The sequence below is a fragment of the Streptomyces cinnamoneus genome (assembly GCF_014650495.1).
GTDB classification, from domain to species: domain Bacteria; phylum Actinomycetota; class Actinomycetes; order Streptomycetales; family Streptomycetaceae; genus Streptomyces; species Streptomyces cinnamoneus.
In genome coordinates, this window is sequence record NZ_BMVB01000035.1 from 31,005 (window position 1) to 47,652 (window position 16,648).

General features: G+C 72.5%; 12 protein-coding genes and 1 pseudogene. 7 read left to right on the forward strand and 6 right to left on the reverse strand.

Annotated features, from left to right (window positions below; translation table 11 throughout):
- Window positions 1-48 precede the first annotated feature (48 nt).
- From IE182_RS29285 to IE182_RS29300, 4 genes are all read right to left on the reverse strand, one after another.
- The gene (locus IE182_RS29285) at window positions 49-2,607 is read right to left on the reverse strand and encodes a SpoIIE family protein phosphatase (RefSeq protein WP_190113002.1); all 2,559 of its coding nucleotides are present in this window, start codon (window positions 2,605-2,607) and stop codon (window positions 49-51) included.
- 73 nt (window positions 2,608-2,680) lie between these two features.
- Window positions 2,681-6,202 carry a HAMP domain-containing protein gene (locus tag IE182_RS29290; protein ID WP_190113003.1) on the reverse strand — a complete coding sequence of 1,174 codons (3,522 nt, stop codon included), beginning with the start codon at window positions 6,200-6,202 and terminating at the stop codon, window positions 2,681-2,683.
- Between the two features lie 255 nt (window positions 6,203-6,457).
- Window positions 6,458-7,549, reverse strand: a complete 1,092-nt coding sequence (locus IE182_RS29295; protein WP_190113004.1) for an ABC transporter permease — start codon at window positions 7,547-7,549, stop codon at window positions 6,458-6,460.
- A 79-nt stretch (window positions 7,550-7,628) separates the two neighbouring features.
- On the reverse strand, window positions 7,629-8,648 hold the full coding sequence (locus tag IE182_RS29300) for an ArsR/SmtB family transcription factor (protein ID WP_190113005.1): 1,020 nt from the start codon (window positions 8,646-8,648) through the stop codon (window positions 7,629-7,631).
- A gap of 170 nt (window positions 8,649-8,818) precedes the next feature.
- Here IE182_RS29300 and IE182_RS29305 point away from each other — a divergent pair, with 170 nt between their 5' ends.
- The 5 genes from IE182_RS29305 to IE182_RS29325 all read left to right on the forward strand — a co-directional run bounded on the left by IE182_RS29305 (window position 8,819) and on the right by IE182_RS29325 (window position 13,184).
- On the forward strand, window positions 8,819-10,060 hold the full coding sequence (locus tag IE182_RS29305; protein WP_229845212.1) for an alpha/beta hydrolase family protein: 1,242 nt from the start codon (window positions 8,819-8,821) through the stop codon (window positions 10,058-10,060).
- A 144-nt stretch (window positions 10,061-10,204) separates the two neighbouring features.
- The gene (locus IE182_RS29310) at window positions 10,205-11,098 is read left to right on the forward strand and encodes an RNA polymerase sigma factor SigF (RefSeq protein WP_190113006.1); all 894 of its coding nucleotides are present in this window, start codon (window positions 10,205-10,207) and stop codon (window positions 11,096-11,098) included.
- Between the two features lie 114 nt (window positions 11,099-11,212).
- Window positions 11,213-12,151 (forward strand): anti-sigma factor RsbA family regulatory protein, encoded by a 939-nt coding sequence (locus IE182_RS29315; protein WP_229845213.1) that lies wholly within the window; start codon window positions 11,213-11,215, stop codon window positions 12,149-12,151.
- A gap of 54 nt (window positions 12,152-12,205) precedes the next feature.
- Window positions 12,206-12,640, forward strand: a complete 435-nt coding sequence (locus IE182_RS29320; protein ID WP_190113007.1) for an SRPBCC family protein — start codon at window positions 12,206-12,208, stop codon at window positions 12,638-12,640.
- Between the two features lie 112 nt (window positions 12,641-12,752).
- Window positions 12,753-13,184, forward strand: coding sequence for a hypothetical protein (locus IE182_RS29325; protein ID WP_190113008.1), 432 nt, complete (start codon window positions 12,753-12,755; stop codon window positions 13,182-13,184).
- Window positions 13,185-13,209: 25 nt separating this feature from the next.
- Here IE182_RS29325 and IE182_RS29330 read toward each other — a convergent pair whose 3' ends face one another.
- Window positions 13,210-13,653, reverse strand: a complete 444-nt coding sequence (locus IE182_RS29330; RefSeq protein ID WP_229845215.1) for a MarR family winged helix-turn-helix transcriptional regulator — start codon at window positions 13,651-13,653, stop codon at window positions 13,210-13,212.
- A 150-nt stretch (window positions 13,654-13,803) separates the two neighbouring features.
- Here IE182_RS29330 and IE182_RS29335 point away from each other — a divergent pair, with 150 nt between their 5' ends.
- Complete coding sequence (locus IE182_RS29335; protein ID WP_190113010.1) at window positions 13,804-14,835, forward strand: YhgE/Pip domain-containing protein; 1,032 nt, start codon at window positions 13,804-13,806, stop codon at window positions 14,833-14,835.
- Window positions 14,836-15,027: 192 nt separating this feature from the next.
- Complete coding sequence (gene uriT / locus IE182_RS29340; protein WP_190113011.1) at window positions 15,028-16,491, forward strand: uridine transporter UriT; 1,464 nt, start codon at window positions 15,028-15,030, stop codon at window positions 16,489-16,491.
- Between the two features lie 82 nt (window positions 16,492-16,573).
- Here the strand turns inward: uriT and IE182_RS32290 are convergent.
- Window positions 16,574-16,648: pseudogene (locus tag IE182_RS32290) on the reverse strand (transglycosylase SLT domain-containing protein); the annotation flags it as partial.

Here is a 16,648-nt window from a genome sequence, read left to right on the forward strand (position 1 = left end):
GCATCTGGCGTCACGACGTCATGGGCCGCTCCGGGGGCCCGGGTGCGCTCAGCGCAGTTGCATGCCGATGACGCAGGTGTCGTCGTCGGTGTCGGCGCTGCTGCGGGACAGCAGCTTGTCCAGGCGCTGTTCGAGGGTGTCGGTCGAGCAGTCGCCGGTCGTCAGGAGCTGGCGCTGTGCGTCGTGCAGCGAACGGTCCTTGCACTCGATGAGCCCGTCCGTGTACATGAGCAGGACGTCGCCCGGCTCCAGTTGGAGCCGGTCCTCCTCGTACCACGTCTCGGGCACCGCGCCGAGAAGGAGACCCTTGATGAGCGGGAGGGCGTCCGCGTGCCGCCGGCGGATCAGCACCGGCGGCAGGTGCCCGGCCCTCGCCCAGCTCAGGACGCGGCTCGCGGGGTCGTAGAGGGCGCAGACGGCGGTGGCGGTGACGCGTTCGGTGAGGTGGAAGGTCACCACGTTCAGCCAGGCGAGCAGTTGGGCCGGGCCGGCGCCGGTCGCGGCGAGGCCGCGCAGGGCGTTGCGGAGGACGACCATGTCCGTGGCGGCGTCGATGCCGTGTCCGGCGACGTCCCCGACGCACAGCAGGGTCTGCCCGGTGGGCAGGGTGGCGACGTCGTACCAGTCGCCGCCCACGAGGTGGTCCTTCTCCGCGGGGCGGTAGCGCACCGCGATGTGCAGGTGCGGGGTGTCCATGGGGCCGCGCGCGGGGGGCATGATGGCGTGCTGCAGTTGCAGCGTCAGGCGGTTGCGCTCGGCGGCCTGCTGCTCGCTGTGGGCGAGCTGGTCCCTGGTGGCGGCCAGGGCGACCTCGGTCCAGTGCTGGGCGGAGATGTCCTGGTAGGCGCCCCGTACGGCGAGCAGCCGGCCGGCTGCGTCGAGGACGGGCTCGCCGACGATGCGGATGTGCCGGGCGATGCCGTCGGGCCTGCGCAGACGGAAGTCGGTGGAGGCGGGGCGGCGGTGGTGCAGGAGGGTGCGCAGGAAGCGGCCGATGGTCGCGGAGTCGTCGGGGTGGGCGAAGGCCGGCAGCTGTTCGAGGGGGACGGGCCGTGCGGTGCGGGGCAGCCCGTAGAAGGAGAACAACTGCTGGTTCCAGGTGATCTCGCCGGTCGTGGTGTTCTCCTCGAAGCCGCCGATGCGGCCGAGGCGCTGGGCGTGCTGCAGGAGATTGGCGAGCCGTACCGCCTCGTCCTCGACCCGCCAGACGAGCAGCAGGCAGGTGCCGTGGCGGCTGATGCTGATGTCGGCGAGGGAGCTGACCGGTATCTGGTGGTCGACGACGGTGGTGAGGGTGATGCGCTCGGCCCGGAACGGTTCGCCGGTGGCGTGGACGCGCTCGATCGTGTGGAACAGCCCCTCGTCGCCCGCGGCCATCGGGTACGCCTCCAGCAGCAGGGCGCCGGTGACCGCACCGGCCGGCCGGCCGAGCGGGTCCACGAAGTGGCGGTTGACGTGGTGGATGCGGAAGTCGCCGAGCCTGCCGTGGGCGTCGAGGGCCGGAAGCAGGACCAGGGCGGGGTCGCGGATGCCGTCCGCGAGGTCGACGAGCTCGCCGACGCCGCCGGCCGCGCAGGGCGGCAGGGCCGGGCAGGGGCCGGCCGCGGCGGGTGCGGAGTACTCCAGGGTGTGCGCGCACAGCTCGGCGAGGGCTTCGAGCTGGCGCCGGATCTGCGGCGACTGCGGGGGCAGAGGACGGGGCCAGCAGATCTCCAGCACGCCCAGGATGCGCCCGCCGGCTTCGGCGGGGACGGCCACGCGGCCGCCGTCGGGGAGTTCGCGGTGCCCGACGGACGGCAGGCAGGCGTCCTTGAGCACCGGGAAGGACACCTGGCGCCGCTCGGTGAGGGCGCGCCGGGCGGGGGTGGCCACGGCGGGCGGCACGTAGTGCCAGCGCGCTGCTTCCTCCGGCGGGAGTCCGGCGCATCCCGCCAGGACGAGGGAGGCGTCGGTCCGCGCGGCCCACACGGCGACGGCGACCGCACCCAACGGGGCGAGGGCGTGGGCCAGCAGTGATTCGGCGACCGCCTGGGTGTCGTCGGCGGCCAGCGCGCCGCTCTCGGCAGTGCGCAGCCGGACCGCCACGGACGGGGCCGGGGTGGACGCTGTGCCCGTCTCCAGGACGGCCGTCCCGCCGGCCGGCCTGTCGGCCGTCCTGTCGGTCGTCCCGCCGGCCGTTCCGTCCGCTGCGGGCGGGACGGCGCCGACGTCGGCGATGAAGCTCGCGGTCACCTCGGCGAGGCGGTCGTGGGCGGCCTGGCTGATGATGTCGGCAGCCAGTTCCAGGCGGGTGACGCCGGCCCGGGCGGACAGCGAGGCCAGCTGACGGTCCGCCTGCACCGGGCCGCACCGCAGGCGTTCGACCAGGATGCCCTTGGCCATTTCGATGAGGGCCCGGCCGTCCGCCGCCGCGTGGGCCTCACGCACCTCACGGCGCAGCCGGTCGACGGTGTCGGCCAGCCTGCCCAGGGCCGAGGCGGTGCCGACGGGGCCGCCGGGTCCCTCCGGGCTGCCGGGGACGTCGGGGCTGCCGGGCCGGGCTCGTTCGTCGTCCGTGGCCGCGGTGCTCCGCTGCTCGCTGCGCTCGGGCTGTCGGGGGGTGCCCACGTGGCTGCTCCTCGGTCGTGGCGACGGTGTCGGCCCGGGGCGAGTACCCCGAACGGGCCCGGAGGGGGCGGGTCTACACGTTCAGTGAGCGCTGGATGCAGGCGATCAGGTCGTCGGCGTCGAGGGGTTTGGTGATGTAGGCACTCGCCCCGGAGGCCAGTGCCTTCTCCCGGTCGCCGGGCATGGCCTTGGCCGTGACGGCGATGACCGGCAGGTCCGCGTGGCGGGGCATGGCCCGGATCGCAGTCGTGGCCGTGTAGCCGTCCATTTCCGGCATCATCACGTCCATGAGGACGACGTCGGTCTCCGGGTGCCTCTGCAGGGTCTCGATGCCGGTGCGGCCGTTCTCCGCGTGCAGCACGCGCATGCCCTGCAGTTCGAGGATGCCGGTGAGCGCGTAGACGTTGCGGGTGTCGTCGTCGACGACCAGCACGGTCCGCCCGGCCAGTGCGCCGCCTCCCGCCGGCGGCTCGGCCTGTGCGGGGGTGTCCTCGCGGACCGGGGGCAGGGCGTCGGCGGGTGCGTCGGCGGGTGCGTCGGCGGACAGGTGCAAGGTGATGCGTTCGCGCAGTTCGTCGAGGCTGGAGAGGAGTTCGACCGGCCTGTTGACGGCGCGCTCCCGGAGGGCTCGTTCGCGTGCGGCGTCCAGGCGACGGCCGTTGTGCGCCAGGACGGGGACGCTGCACAGCGCGGGATCGCCGTCCATGGCCTCCAGGAGGCGCAGGGCCGCCCCGGTCGGCATGCCGGCCTCCAGCACCACGCAGTGACACGGTCCGGTGGCGAGCGAGGCCGCCGCTTCCTGGGCGTCGACGGCCGTGACGACCTCGGCCGTGACGCTCTCGGCCGTGACGCTCTCGGCCGTGACGGCGTCGACCGGCACGGTCCGGCCGGGCGTCCGCCGGGTGTCGGCGAGGTCGGCCACGGCGCTCTCGGCGACCAGGGACAGCAGGCCGCGCGGGCGTTCCTCCAGCACCAGCACCCTGCGACGGGCGGGGGCGGCGGGGAGGGCGGCCGGTGCGTCCGTGCCGTCGGCGCCCACGGCCCGCTCCAGGCCGCCGGTCTGCGGAGCGGTGCTCCTCTCCTGGAAGTCCGGGCGGGCGACGGGCAGGTACAGGGTGAAGGTGCTGCCCTGGCCGAGGGTGCTCCGGGCCGTGACGGCACCGCCGAGCAGATAGGCGATCTCACGGCTGATCGACAGGCCCAGCCCCGTACCGCCGTAGGTGCGGCTGGTGGTGCCGTCCGACTGCTGGAAGGCGCCGAAGACGGTCTCCAGCTGGTGTTCGGCGATGCCGATGCCGGTGTCCTTCACCTCGAAGGCGATGACGGGCCCGCCGCGGTGGACGGGGTCGGGCAGCTGCGCCTCGCCGACGGGAACGATCCGCAGCTCGACGCCGCCCTCCTCGGTGAACTTGACGGCGTTGGAGAGCAGGTTGCGCAGGACCTGCCGCAGCCGGGAGTCGTCGGTGAGGACGTCGGCCGGCAGCCCGGGGCCCGTGGTGATCCGGAAGTCCAGGCCCTTCTGTGCCGTCATGGGGCGGAAGGTGGCCTCGACGTACTCCAGCAGGTGGTGCAGCGGGATGCGTTCGGGCGTGATGTCCATCTTGCCGGCCTCGACCTTCGACAGGTCGAGGATGTCGTTGATCAGCTGCAGCAGGTCGGATCCGGCGGAGTGGATGATGCCGGCGTATTCGACCTGCTTGGCGGTGAGGTTCCTGGTGGGGTTCTGGGCCAGGAGCTGGGCGAGGATGAGCAGGCTGTTGAGCGGGGTCCGCAGTTCGTGGCTCATGTTGGCCAGGAACTCCGACTTGTACGTGGAGGCCAGGGACAGCTGCTGGGCCCGCTGCTCCAGTTCCTGGCGGGCCTGCTCGATCTCCAGGTTCTTGTGCTCGATGTCGCGGTTCTGGGAGGCGAGCAGCGCCGCCTTCTCCTCAAGCTCGGCGTTGGACCGCTGGAGTTCGTCCTGCTGGACCTGGAGCTCCTCCGAGCGGGCGCGCAGCTCCGCGGCCAGGCGCTGGGACTCGGCAAGCAGCTCGTCGGTGCGGGCGTTGGCCAGGATGGTGTTGACGTTGACGCCCACGGTCTCCATCAGCTGGTCGAGGAAGTCGCGGTGCACGGGCGTGAACGCGGTCACCGACGCCAGCTCGATGACGCCCAGCACCTGGTCCTCGGCGACGATGGGCAGCACGATCAGGCTGGCCGGGTCGGCACGGCCCAGCCCCGAGCTGATGGTGACGTAGCCGGCCGGGAGCCCGTCCACGACGATGGTGCGCCGCCCGCGGGCGGCCTGGCCGACCAGCGAACGCCCCATGGGGATGCAGGGCGGGCGTTCGGCGTCGTCCGGGTAGCCGTAGGAGCCGATGAGCCGGAGGACGGTGCCGGTCGCGGCCTCCTCGACGAGGTGGAACGCGCCGTACTGGGCGCCGACGAGGGGCGTGAGCTCGTCCATGATCAGCTCGGCGACCGTGGCGAGGTCGCGGTGGCCCTGCATGAGCCCGGAGACGCGGGCCAGGTTGGACTTCAGCCAGTCCTGCTCCTGGTTGGCGCGGGTGGTCTCGCGCAGCGACCCGACCATGGAGTTGATGTTGTCCTTGAGCTCGGCCACCTCGCCCGACGCGTCGACGGTGATGGACCGGGTCAGGTCCCCCTCCGCGACGGCGCTCGCGACCTCCGCGATGGCCCGCACCTGGCGGGTCAGGTTGCCGGCCAGTTCGTTGACGTTGTCGGTCAGCCGCTTCCAGGTGCCGGACACGCCCTCGACCTCGGCCTGGCCGCCGAGCCGGCCCTCGCTGCCGACCTCGCGGGCGACGCGGGTGACTTCGGAGGCGAAGGCGGAGAGCTGGTCGACCATCGTGTTGATGGTCTCCTTCAGCTCCAGGATCTCGCCGCGGGCGTCGACGTCGATCTTCTTCGACAGGTCTCCCCTGGCGACGGCCGTGGTCACCTGGGCGATGTTGCGCACCTGGTTGGTCAGGTTGTTCGCCATCGAGTTGACGTGGTCGGTGAGGTCCTTCCAGGTGCCCGCGACGTTGGGCACGCGGGCCTGGCCGCCGAGGATGCCCTCGGTGCCGACCTCGCGGGCCACGCGCGTGACTTCGTCGGCGAACGCGGACAGGGTGTCCACCATGACGTTGATGACGCCGGCGAGCGCGGCGACCTCGCCCTTCGCCTCCACGGTGATCTTCTGCGAGAGGTCGCCGCGGGCCACGGCCGTGGCGACCTGGGCGATGGACCGCACCTGGCCGGTGAGGTTGGAGGCCATGACGTTGACGTTGTCGGTCAGGTCCCGCCACGTGCCCGAGACGCCCTTGACGTCGGCCTGACCGCCCAGGATGCCCTCGCTGCCGACCTCGCGGGCCACGCGGGTGACTTCGGAGGTGAACAACGCCAGCTGGTCGACCATCCCGTTGAAGACGGTGGCTATCTCGCCGAGCAGCCCTTCGCCGTCGTCGGGCAGCCGGGTCCCGAAGTCCCCGTCGCGCACGGCGGTCAGCCCCGCCAGCAGTTGCCGCAGTTCCGGCTCCACCGGATCGCCGGTGGCGCGCGGCGCCCCTCCGCGGGACCCGGGCAGGCAGTCGTCCAGCGTGCTGTCGCTCATGTACCAGCCTCGTTCCGCTCGTCCGACACACGGTGAAGAGGAAATGCGCCCACACGCACCGGTCCGTCACCATCTGCGCCGGCCAAGGGGCGGGGCCCGGACCGACCGGTACGACACATACGCCGTTGCGAGGCTATCGCAGGTGAACCCACCCGGCGTGATCCTTTGGCACGAGCGGCAGTTGACGTCCAGCACGCCATGGACCGGTCCGGCCCGCGCGATCGGTGGCCGCGGGGCGGTATCCAGCAGCCCCCCTCACCCCGTCGGCGCCGCCGCCGGCGCGGGCTCCTCCCGGCCGCCCGGGTGGCGGTGGCGCCAGGTCCAGAAGACGGTGCAGGAGACGGCGGACCAGGCCGCCAGGACGGCGAAGGGGAAGACGTGCTGGTGGCCGCCGAAGTAGACCGCCGTGTGCTGGGCGTTGACGGAGGCGCCCGGGGGGAGCCAGCGGCCGATCTCGCCGAGGAGGGAGGGGAGCAGGGGCCAGGAGACCGCCCCGCCGGAGGACGGGTTGCCCAGCAGGACCAGCAGGCCCCACGTGGGGAGCATCGCCCACCGTCCGATCAGGGTGTGGAACATGGTGAAGACCATGCCCGAGGTGAACATCGTCAGGGCCAGGATCAGCCAGGACTCCGCGAACGGCAGGCGCAGCGCGCCCAGTCCCCAGTCGACGACCGCCGCGATGGTGAACCCGCCCAGCAGTGCGTAGCCGGCGGTGAAGGCGATGCGTTCGGCCGGGTTGAGTTCGAGGGCGTGGACGCCGAACTGGATGGCGCCGACGAAGCCGACGATCACGGCGGCGAGGGTGATGTAGAAGAGGGCGAGACCGCGCGGGTCGCCTTCCTGGAGCGGGTTGACGTCCCGCACCGTCACCGGCACGCCCATGGCCTTGCCGACGCTCGGCGCGGTCTCGGCGAGCAGTTGGGCGACGGTGGCGCCGGAGGCACCGGAGACGTCCAGTTCGGCCGCGCCGGGGCGTTCCTGGAGGATGGCGTAGACCCGCTGCTCGTCCACCGCGTTCCGGGCGGCCTCGTACGTCTCGTAGTGGTGCAGTGTCAGCTCGGCGCCGAGCGCCTCTTCCATGCCCTGGATGAATTCGGCCCGCTTCACCTCGGGCGCCGGCACTCCGGTGACGGCGGTGGGGACCCTGTGGGGCGTGGGATTGGCCATGGCGTAGGTGTACGAGCCGGCGAAGAGGCCGGCCGCCGCGGCCACGATGAGGACGAGCATCGTGGCCGGGAAGAACGGCGAGTGACGGAAGGCCCTCCACCGTTCACCGGAACGAGGCCGTCCCCCCGTGGAGGTCCGGGCGCCGGGGCCAGGGCCGTCGCCGTCGCTCGTTCCACCCATACGAGCACCATAAGCAGCCGGGGCGGATGTCGCAGATCGTGGGACCGGCGGTGCACCGGGAACGCCGCGACGGGCCGGATCACCGGCGCGGCGTTCCCCCGGCCCGGGGGCGGTGCCCGGCTCCGGCCCCGCCCCGCTGCACCAGCAGGGCGCCCAGCGCGGTGCGCCGGTGCAGGACCGCCCGGCCGGCGCGGGCCGTGCTGATCAGGCCCGCGCCGCGCAGGGCCGCGGTGTGGGCGGAAACGGTGGCGTTGCTGACGCCCAGCCGGCGGGCGAGCCCGCTCGTGGTGTGCTCGTCCGCGAGCAGGACCAGCAGGTCGAGACGGGTGCGCCCGAGGACCCCGGCCAACGCCTCCTCCGTGCCACCGGCACCACCCGCCCCGGCCGGGGAGAGCGGCAGGCCCGGACCGGCCGCATAGGTGACGTGGAGGGGACGGCCCGGCAGGTCGGCGACGAGGGGGTGACCGGTCCAGTGGAAGGTGGGTACGAGCACCAGCCCACGGCCGCACAGCCTGACGTCCCGTTCCCCCGGTGCCCCGACCTCCCAGATGCCCTCGTGGAGCCGGCTGCCGGGCACGAGCGCGGCGAGCGCGGCGCCGATGCCGTGCTCGGCGGTCGTCAGCGCATGGCGGGCGAACTCCCTGTGGTGCAGGTCCTGCACCAGGGGCCACACGGGGCGCAGGATCGCCTCGAACGCCGCCTGCTGCGCACGGCGCAGGAGCTGCCAGGCGTCGGCTTCCCCGCGGTGCAGGTCGCGGATCCACAGCGGGGCCGGCGCCGCATGACGGGCGTACACGCGCTCGATTTCGGAGCGGACCAGCTCCGGGGACGACGCCCGGACGGTGTCCAGCCCGTCCGTCAGCGTGTCGCTGAACACGTCGATGAACGCGGGGGCCTCACGCGCGGGAACGAGGTCCGCCAGCGGCTCCACGGCGGCCGGCAGGGACCGGAGCAGCCGCTGTCTCCAGCGGCCGTAGAGCAGCTCGTCGTCACGGACGCACATCTTCAGCAGAGCCGTGTTCAACTCCTGCAGCGGCGCCGGCCGGGGGGCGAACCGCACGCCGGCGAAGTCCGCTGCCGTGAAGTGGATCCGGATCACTACTCTCCCTGACGGCCTCGCACCATCGTTTCGGCCAGGGCCTCAACCTTGGCCCGCGCTCCCCGCCGCGCGCCAGCATTCACGTCATGCCCCCGTCATTCACGCAGGGGCCACCGGCAGGCGCAAGGACCGGCGTCACAGTGCCGCAAGCGACACCCAAGGGGAGAGCCATGCATCAGATGGGCAATCGGATGGTCAATCGGCGCACCGTCACCACGTCCGCCGTCGCGGCGATGGCGCTGCTGTTCAGGGGCGCCGGCGCCGCGCAGGCCCGGGCAGCGGGCAGGGCGGACGCCACCGGCACCGTCACCCTGCGGCTGCCGGCGCCGACCGGCCCGCACCGGATCGGGGTCACCACGCTGCACCTGGTCGACCGTTCCCGGCGCGACCCGTGGGAGAGCGCCCTCCCGGTCCGCGAGGTGATGACCACCGTCTTCTACCCGGCCCGATCCGTCCACGGCTGTCCGGTCGCCCGCCAGATGACCGCCGGGGCCGCCCGGTCCTTCGTGGACTCCGGCCACGCAGTGCACCCGGAGCTGCCGGAGACCGGTGTGGACTGGGCTGCCACCGCAACCCACGCGCACACGAACGCACCGGCCGATGCCGTACCGCGCCCCGTGCTGCTGTACAGCCCGGGCGGCGGCGATCCCCGCACTCTGGGTACCGGGCTCGCCGAAGAACTGGCCAGCCGCGGGTACGTGGTGGTGACCATCGATCACCCCGGTGACGCCAGTGAGGTGGAGTTCCCCACCGCGACGGCCCACCGGGAGAAGCTGCGCTCCACCGTCCTGCGCGGAGCGCCCGGGCCGGAGCTCTTCCGCACCATGATCGGCACACGGATCGCGGACACCCGCTTCGTCCTGGACCAGCTCGAAGCGCTGGCGGCCGGGCGCAACCCCGACGCGGAGGACCGGCCGTTGCCGCCGGGCCTCGGCCGGGCGCTCGACCTGCGACGCGTGGGCGTCTACGGCCACTCGGCGGGCGGCACCACCGCTGCCGAGGCGCTGTACGAGGACCGTCGCATCCGCGCGGCGGTCAACCTGGAGGGCTACCTCGACTACCCGCCGGACGCCTCGGGCCGGGAAGGGGAGTTGTTCCCGGTCGCCCGTGACGGGGTGGACCGGCCGCTCCTGCTGCTGGGGACGGACGGCTTCCGTGACGAGCGGTTCGAGCGTTCCTGGTCGGCCATGCTCGCCCACCCGCAGGGGCGCACCCGCCGGGGACTGCTCCGCAACGCCACGCACGGGGTGTTCACCGACTACGCCGCCCTGGCACCCCAGTTGCAGGCCGCCGGGCTGATGACCGCCGAGAACCGGGTCCGACTCATCGGGGCGATCGATCCCGCCGTCTCGGTGCCCTCGGTCCGCGGTTGTGTCCTCTCCTTCTTCGCCCGGCACCTGCCGTCGCACTGACCGCACACCCCTCCTCGGACCGCATCCGCCCACCGGGGCCGCCCGGCTTCCGGCCCCGCCAAGGAAATTCGCTCCGCAGGGGAATGAGGTCCCGGCTGACGGGCAGAAGCCGGACCGACAGCAGAGCAAAGGAGGGGTGTGCGCGTGACCACCACACATGCGACGCGGTCGGCAAGGACCGAGAGGAACAGCACACGAGGAGAGACGGGGACGGAGACCGGCGTGCTGCCGGACATCGCGAACCCGGCGGGCCTCGACCCGCGGGACGCCCGGTCCCTGACCAAACTGTTCCTGGACCGGCTGACGGTTCTTGAGGAGGGGACGCACGAGTACCAGTACGTGCGCAACACCCTCATAGAGATGAACCTGTCGCTCGTCCGCTTCGTCGCCGGCCGCTTCCGGTCACGTGCCGAACAGATGGAGGACATCGTCCAGGTCGGCACCATCGGCCTCATCAAGGCGATCGACCGCTTCGACCTGACGCGGGAGGTGGAGTTCACCACCTTCGCCATTCCCTACGTCACCGGCGAGATCAAGCGCTTCTTCCGTGACACCAGCTGGGCCGTCCACGTGCCGCGGCGGCTGCAGGAACTGCGGGTCGAGCTGGCCCGGGCGACCGACGAGCTCTCCAGCCGCCTCGGCCGTTCCCCCAGCGTCAAGGAGCTGGCCGAGGTGATGGACCTCTCCGAGGAGGAGATCATCGAGGCGCAGATCGCCAGCAACGGCTACCGGGCCAACTCCCTGGACATGCCCACCGACGAGGACGCCCCGCAGCGCGGCCGCACCGGCACCCGCCCCTGGGCCGACCGCATCGGGACCACCGACGAGAACCTGGAGAAGATCGAGAACATCCAGGTCCTCAAGCAGCTCCTGCCGGGCCTCGACGGGCGCGAGCGGGAGATACTGCGGATGCGCTTCGGCAAGGAGATGACGCAGTCCCGGATCGGGGAGGAGCTGGGCATCTCCCAGATGCACGTCTCCCGGCTGCTCAGCCGTACGCTCACCAAGCTCCGCGGGCACCTGCTCACCGAGCAGTGATCCCGGCCGCGGTGCGGGAGAGGTACCGGTTCCATGATGTCGTGCCCCACCGCCCACGTTGCGCCCCATCCTGGGAGGGCACTGGTCCGGCGTGTGGGTGATCGGGGTGACGGAGTGAGGGAATCGACGGCGGGCGCGGAGGTGTTCACGCACCCGGCGCTGTTCTACCGCGACCAGTTCGAGTACCTCTCCGCCAACGTGGCGTTCGTCCGGGCCGGGCTGGAGGCCGGGGACCCGGTCGCGGTGGCCGTCCCCGAGGACAACCTGAAGCTGTTGCGCGGGGAGCTCGGCAAGGACGGGTCGGGCGTGACGTTCGTGGACATGCAGCAGGCCGGGCGCAACCCGGGCAGAATCATCCCCCGGGTGCTGCTCGCCTTCGCCGACGCCCACCCCGGCCGGCACGTCCGCCTCATCGGCGAACCGATCTGGGCCGGCCGCTCCCCCACCGAGTACCCCGCCTGCGCCCAGCACGAGGCCCTGATCAACCACGCGTTCACCGGCCGCCGGGTCACCATCCTGTGCCCGTACGACGCGTCCCGGCTGGCCCCCCACGTGCTGACGGACGCCCACGCCACCCACCCCGTCGTCATCAGCGGCGGGGTGGAGCTCGTCAGCGGGTCCTACGCCCCGGACCGGGTCATCGCCGCGTACAACGAGCCGCTGCCGGGCCCGCCCGGCGGGCTGGTGTTCTCGTTCTCCTTCGACGGCGACCTCCTTCCCGACGCCCGCCACCTCGTCCTCGAACGCGCCGTCGCGCTGGGCCTGGCGCCCGGCCGCCGCGACGACTTCGCCCTGGCCGTCGCCGAGCTGACCACGAACAGCGTCCTGCACGGCGGCGGCCGCGGCACCGTGCGGATCTGGGCCGATGCGGAGCACGTCGTGTGGGAGGTCGAGGACCGCGGCCACATCGGCGACCCGCTGGCCGGCCGGTGCCCGCCCCCGCCGGACCGGCCGGGCGGCCGCGGCCTGCTCCTGGTGCACTTCCTCAGCGACCTCGTCCGTACCCACACCCTGCCCGGCTCCACCACCACACGGTGCTACCTGCGGCGCTGACGTGCGCTCGCGCCGGGCCGGTGCCCCGCCCGCGCCGCTGGCTACGATGCCGCCATGACGCCCTTCCTCGTCCGGCACCGCTCCCGGTCGTCCACCGGTGAGGCGTGGCGCCGGCTGACCGACTGGGAACGCCACGCGGACCATGTGCCGCTCACCCGCATCGTCGTGACGACGACACCGCCGACGGGCGTGGGGACGCGCTTCGTGGCACGGACCGGGGCGGGCCGGGCGGTCGTCGACGACATCATGGAGGTCGTGCGCTGGCAACCGCCCTCCGACGCCACCCCCGGCCGCTGCCGCCTGGAGAAACGCGGTGCGGTGATCACCGGGTGGGCCGAACTGGAGGTGGGCCCTGACGGCACGGGCTCCTACGTCATCTGGCGGGAGGCGCTGCGCGTCAAGGGACAGCCGCGCCTGGCCGACCCCCTGATGAACCGGTGCGGCCGCCTGGTCTTCGGCCGCGTGGTGAGGCGGCTGCTGGGCGAGTGAGGCGTGCGCCGGAAGATGCGCGCAGGATGGCGTGAAAAGGGGGCGGCGGCGGGGCCTGCGGGCGGGTAGACGAGTCACCGACGGAAGCGCTCCGACGGATCGAGGTGGCTACGTGGGAACCACGAGGATTCTGACTGTTCCGTTCGCCCTGGGGCTGGCGCTGACCGCCGTGGCGGTCACCGGGCCCGCGTCCGCATCCGCACCCGCCGTGCCGGCACCGGCGCCCGCGGGCGAGACGGTGCTGACGAACAAGGACCACGGCCGGACCGTGACGGTGAACAGCGGTGACGTCGTGACGGTCCGGCTCACCGGGTCCCGCACCCCGGGGGCGACATGGGTCTGGAGCAAGCCGGTGACCGGCGATTTCTGGGTGCTCCTGCCGACCGGCTCCTCGGCCTCGCCGGACGGGAGCGTCACCGCGGACTTCCGGGCGGGGGAAGCCGGGACGACGACCGTCGGCTCTTCCGGCAGGTGCGTTCCCGACGCCGGTCACGTCTGCGCCCAGGTCATCCTCCCCTGGAAGGTCACGGTCGTCGTGAAGTGAGCGGAGGTCCGTGCTCCAGGGCCGGCTAGCCGTCCGCCGACGGGTCCTGCGCCGCCCCGTTGTACCGCAGGAGGTAGTCGGCGAAGCGGCTGAGGTCGGCCTCGTTCCAGTCGGCGAGCCGCTCCTGGAAGGCCGCCAGCCGGCTGGCGGCGACCTGGGCCAGCGTCTCGGCACCCGCGGCGGTCAGGTGCAGCACCTGCACGCGCTGGTCGTCCGGGTCGACGCGACGCTCGACGAGACCGAGGCGCTGCAGCGTGGCGACCTGACGGCTGACCGTCGACTTGTCGAGCAGGTAGTGGGCGGCGAGGTCCGTCGCCCGGCAGCCCTGCTGGTCCTCCAGGTGCGCGAGCAGGGTGAAGGAGACGAGCGAGAGCTCGGGGTGCATGCGGGCGGCGGTGGCGCGGGCACGTCGGGCGAAGGCGGTCAGCTCGCGCTGGATGGTCGCCACGGATTCGTCACGGTGGGCCACGGGGATTCCTCTCAAGGTCGTAGTTGTATAGTACAACCTCTGGGGTAGGTTGTATTTGCCAACCATCTCGGGGGTGTGTTCCGACCGCCCCCTGCCCACGTCCCCCGCTCCCCAGCCCCTGCCCACCGCCGACCTCCCGAGGAAACGCCGATGAGAAACACGACCGGCGGCGCACTGCGTCACGTACTCGCCCACCTGCTCACCCCCCTCCTGATGTGCATCGGTATGGGCCTGGCCTACCTGGGCGCCTTCGCCCACCCGGCCCCGCACGACCTTCCCGTCGCGGTCGTCGGGCAGGGCACGGACGCCCGGGCCCTGGCCAGGACGATCGAGGACAAGGCCGGAGACCGTCTGGCGGTACGGACGGTCACCGACCGCACCGAGGCGATACGGCAGCTGAAGGAGCAGGACGTCTTCGGCGCCTACGTCCCCGACCGGCGCTCTCCCGAGCTGCTGATCGCCTCCGCCGGGTCGGACACCACCGCCATGGCGGTCCAGAAGGTCTTCACGCCCGTCGCCCTGCACCAGGGCAGCCCGCTGAAGGTCACCGACGTCGTCCCGCCGGCCGAGGGCGACCCCACCGGCCAGGGCATCTTCTTCCTGCTCGTCGCGCTGAGCATCGGCTCCTACGCCTCCGTCGCGGTGATCGGCGGCGCGGGCGGGGCGCTGGCCATGCGGATGCGTGTGACGTTGGCCGCAGCGATGTCGCTGGTGGTGAGCGTGATCGGCGCGGTCTTCGCCGGACCGGTCTTCCATCTGGTCGACCGCGGGCTGGCGGGGCTGTGGACGATGGCGTGGGTGTACTCGGCGGGCATCCTGCTCGTCGGCACCGGGCTGCACACCTTCCTCAAGCGCTGGACCACGCTGGGCGTGATGGTGCTGTTCGTCATGCTCAACTTCACCACCGCCGGCGGCGTGTACCGGCCCGAGCTGCAGAACGGCTTCTTCGCAGCCCTGCACTCCTTCTGGAACGGCGCCGGCTTCGTCGAGGGCACGCGCAGCCTCGTCTACTTCGACAGCACGGGGCTCGGACGGCACGTGGGGACGCTGGCGGCGTGGCTGGCCGTCGGCGTCGTCACGGTCGCCGTCGCCGCGGCCGTCGAGGCCCGGCGCGGCAAGCCGGCGCCGGCGGCACCCGCCCCCGCGACGGAGGAGGAGATGGAGGAGGCGGTCGGGGTGTGACCCCGCCTACACGCCCGCCCGCCGGGCCGCTGCCCGGCGGGGTGCGCGGGCGGCCGGCGGGCGGCGGCGGGGCGGAGAAGGCGGGCGGGGCTGGCAAAATGACCGGGACGGTACTTTTAGCCGCTGTTCATCCGAACAGGGGCTCTTTTTGTGACCGCACCTGTTGACCGCCGCACACGAAGACGTCGAGGCATGAACGTTTCTCTCTCTGACCACCGCGCCGAACGCAGCGCCGCCGACGGCACCGCCGGCGCGACGGGCGGCCGCACCACCCGGGTGGGCGTGCTGGTGGCCGCGCTCCTCACGGCCTGCATCGCCTTCCAGCTCAACGCCAGCATGCTCAGCCCCGCGCTCAAGAGCATCGAGGACAGCCTCGGCGCCACCTCCGCCGAGATCGGGCTGACGCAGACCGCGTTCTTCACCTCGGCGGCCCTGTTCTCCCTGTTCCTGCCCCGCCTCGGCGACGTCATCGGCCGGCGCAAGGTGCTGGTCGGCATGCTGGCCCTCATGGCCGTGGGCTGCGTCGTCGCCGCCCTGGCGCAGAGCGTGCCCATGCTGTTCGTCGGCCGTGTCATCCAGGGCGCGTCCGGCCCGACGGTTCCGCTGTGCCTGATCATGCTGCGGGTCGAGGTCACCGAGCCCAAGCGGTACGGCACCCTGCTGGGCGTGATCACCGCCGTCAACGGCGGCATCGCCGGCGTCGACTCGCTCGCCGGCGGGTTCCTCGCCGACAACCACGGCTTCCAGTCCGTCTTCTGGGCCATGGCCGCCGTGGCGGCCGTCGCCACCGTCCTCGTCGCCACCCTGACGCCGGAGACCAAGGTCCCGGCCGCGGACCGCATGGACTGGCCGGGCGTCGCCCTCCTCGTCGTCTCGGTCGGCTCGCTCCTCATCGCGCTCAACGAGGCCGGCAAGCTGGGGGCCGCCCGCTGGGGCATGGTGGCCGCTCTGGTGGTCCTCTCCGCGATCGCCTTCGCGCTCTTCTGGCGGACCGAGGACCGCAGCAGCCACCCGCTGGTCGCCACCCGTCACCTCAAGCAGCGCGGTACGTGGGCGACGCTGCTGACCACCGTGCTCACGATGACCGGCGTGTTCGCCGTCATGAACGGGCTCATCCCGTCCTTCGCCCAGGACGCGCAGGCGGGGCTCGGCATGAGCGCCGAGGAGTCCGCGTGGTGGACCCTCACGCCCTACGCGCTCGCCGGACTGGCCATGGGCCCGCTCGCCGGCCGGCTCGCCGCGACCTTCGGCTACCGTCGCGTCCTGCGCATCGGCCTGGTGGGCGCGGTGGCGTCCGTCATCCTCATGATCGCCACCCTTCCCGCCCACTCGCACGGCATGCTCCTCGCGACCTCCGTCCTCGTGGGCATCACCTACGCCGGTGTGGCGAACATCGTCCTCAACGGCCTGGGCATCGTCCTCTCCCCCTCCGAGAACCCGGGTTTCCTCCCCGGCCTGAACGCCGGTGCGTTCAACCTCGGCGCCGGCCTCAGCTTCGCCCTGCTGTACGCCGTCAAGACCGCGGTCCTGCCCGACGACCCCGCCTCGGCCGACGGGTACACCGCCGGCATGATCGCGGGAGTGGTCATCCTGGCCGCCGCCATCGCGACGTCCTTCCTGATCCCCAAGCCGGTGGCAGCCGAAGCGCACGAGTGAGCAGCAGCGCAGAACACACGAAAGGGCGGCGGCATCCGCAGTGGATGCCGCCGCCCTTTCGGCGAGTGACTGCCCGGCTGGATCAGTACGCGGAGTTGACGTTGTCCATCGAGCCGTACTTGTCGGCCGCGTAATTGCAGGACGCGGTGATGTTGGC

Bases quoted from the DNA above. Each gene is read 5' to 3' on its own strand.
- IE182_RS29290 (WP_190113003.1), bottom strand. From the start codon at position 6,202: ATGAGCGACAGCACGCTGGACGACTGCCTGCCCGGGTCCCGCGGAGGG.
- IE182_RS29295 (WP_190113004.1), bottom strand. From the start codon at position 7,549: ATGGGTGGAACGAGCGACGGCGACGGCCCTGGCCCCGGCGCCCGGACC.
- IE182_RS29305 (WP_229845212.1), top strand. From the start codon at position 8,819: ATGCATCAGATGGGCAATCGGATGGTCAATCGGCGCACCGTCACCACG.
- IE182_RS29320 (WP_190113007.1), top strand. From the start codon at position 12,206: ATGACGCCCTTCCTCGTCCGGCACCGCTCCCGGTCGTCCACCGGTGAG.
- IE182_RS29335 (WP_190113010.1), top strand. From the start codon at position 13,804: ATGAGAAACACGACCGGCGGCGCACTGCGTCACGTACTCGCCCACCTG.
- uriT (WP_190113011.1), top strand. From the start codon at position 15,028: ATGAACGTTTCTCTCTCTGACCACCGCGCCGAACGCAGCGCCGCCGAC.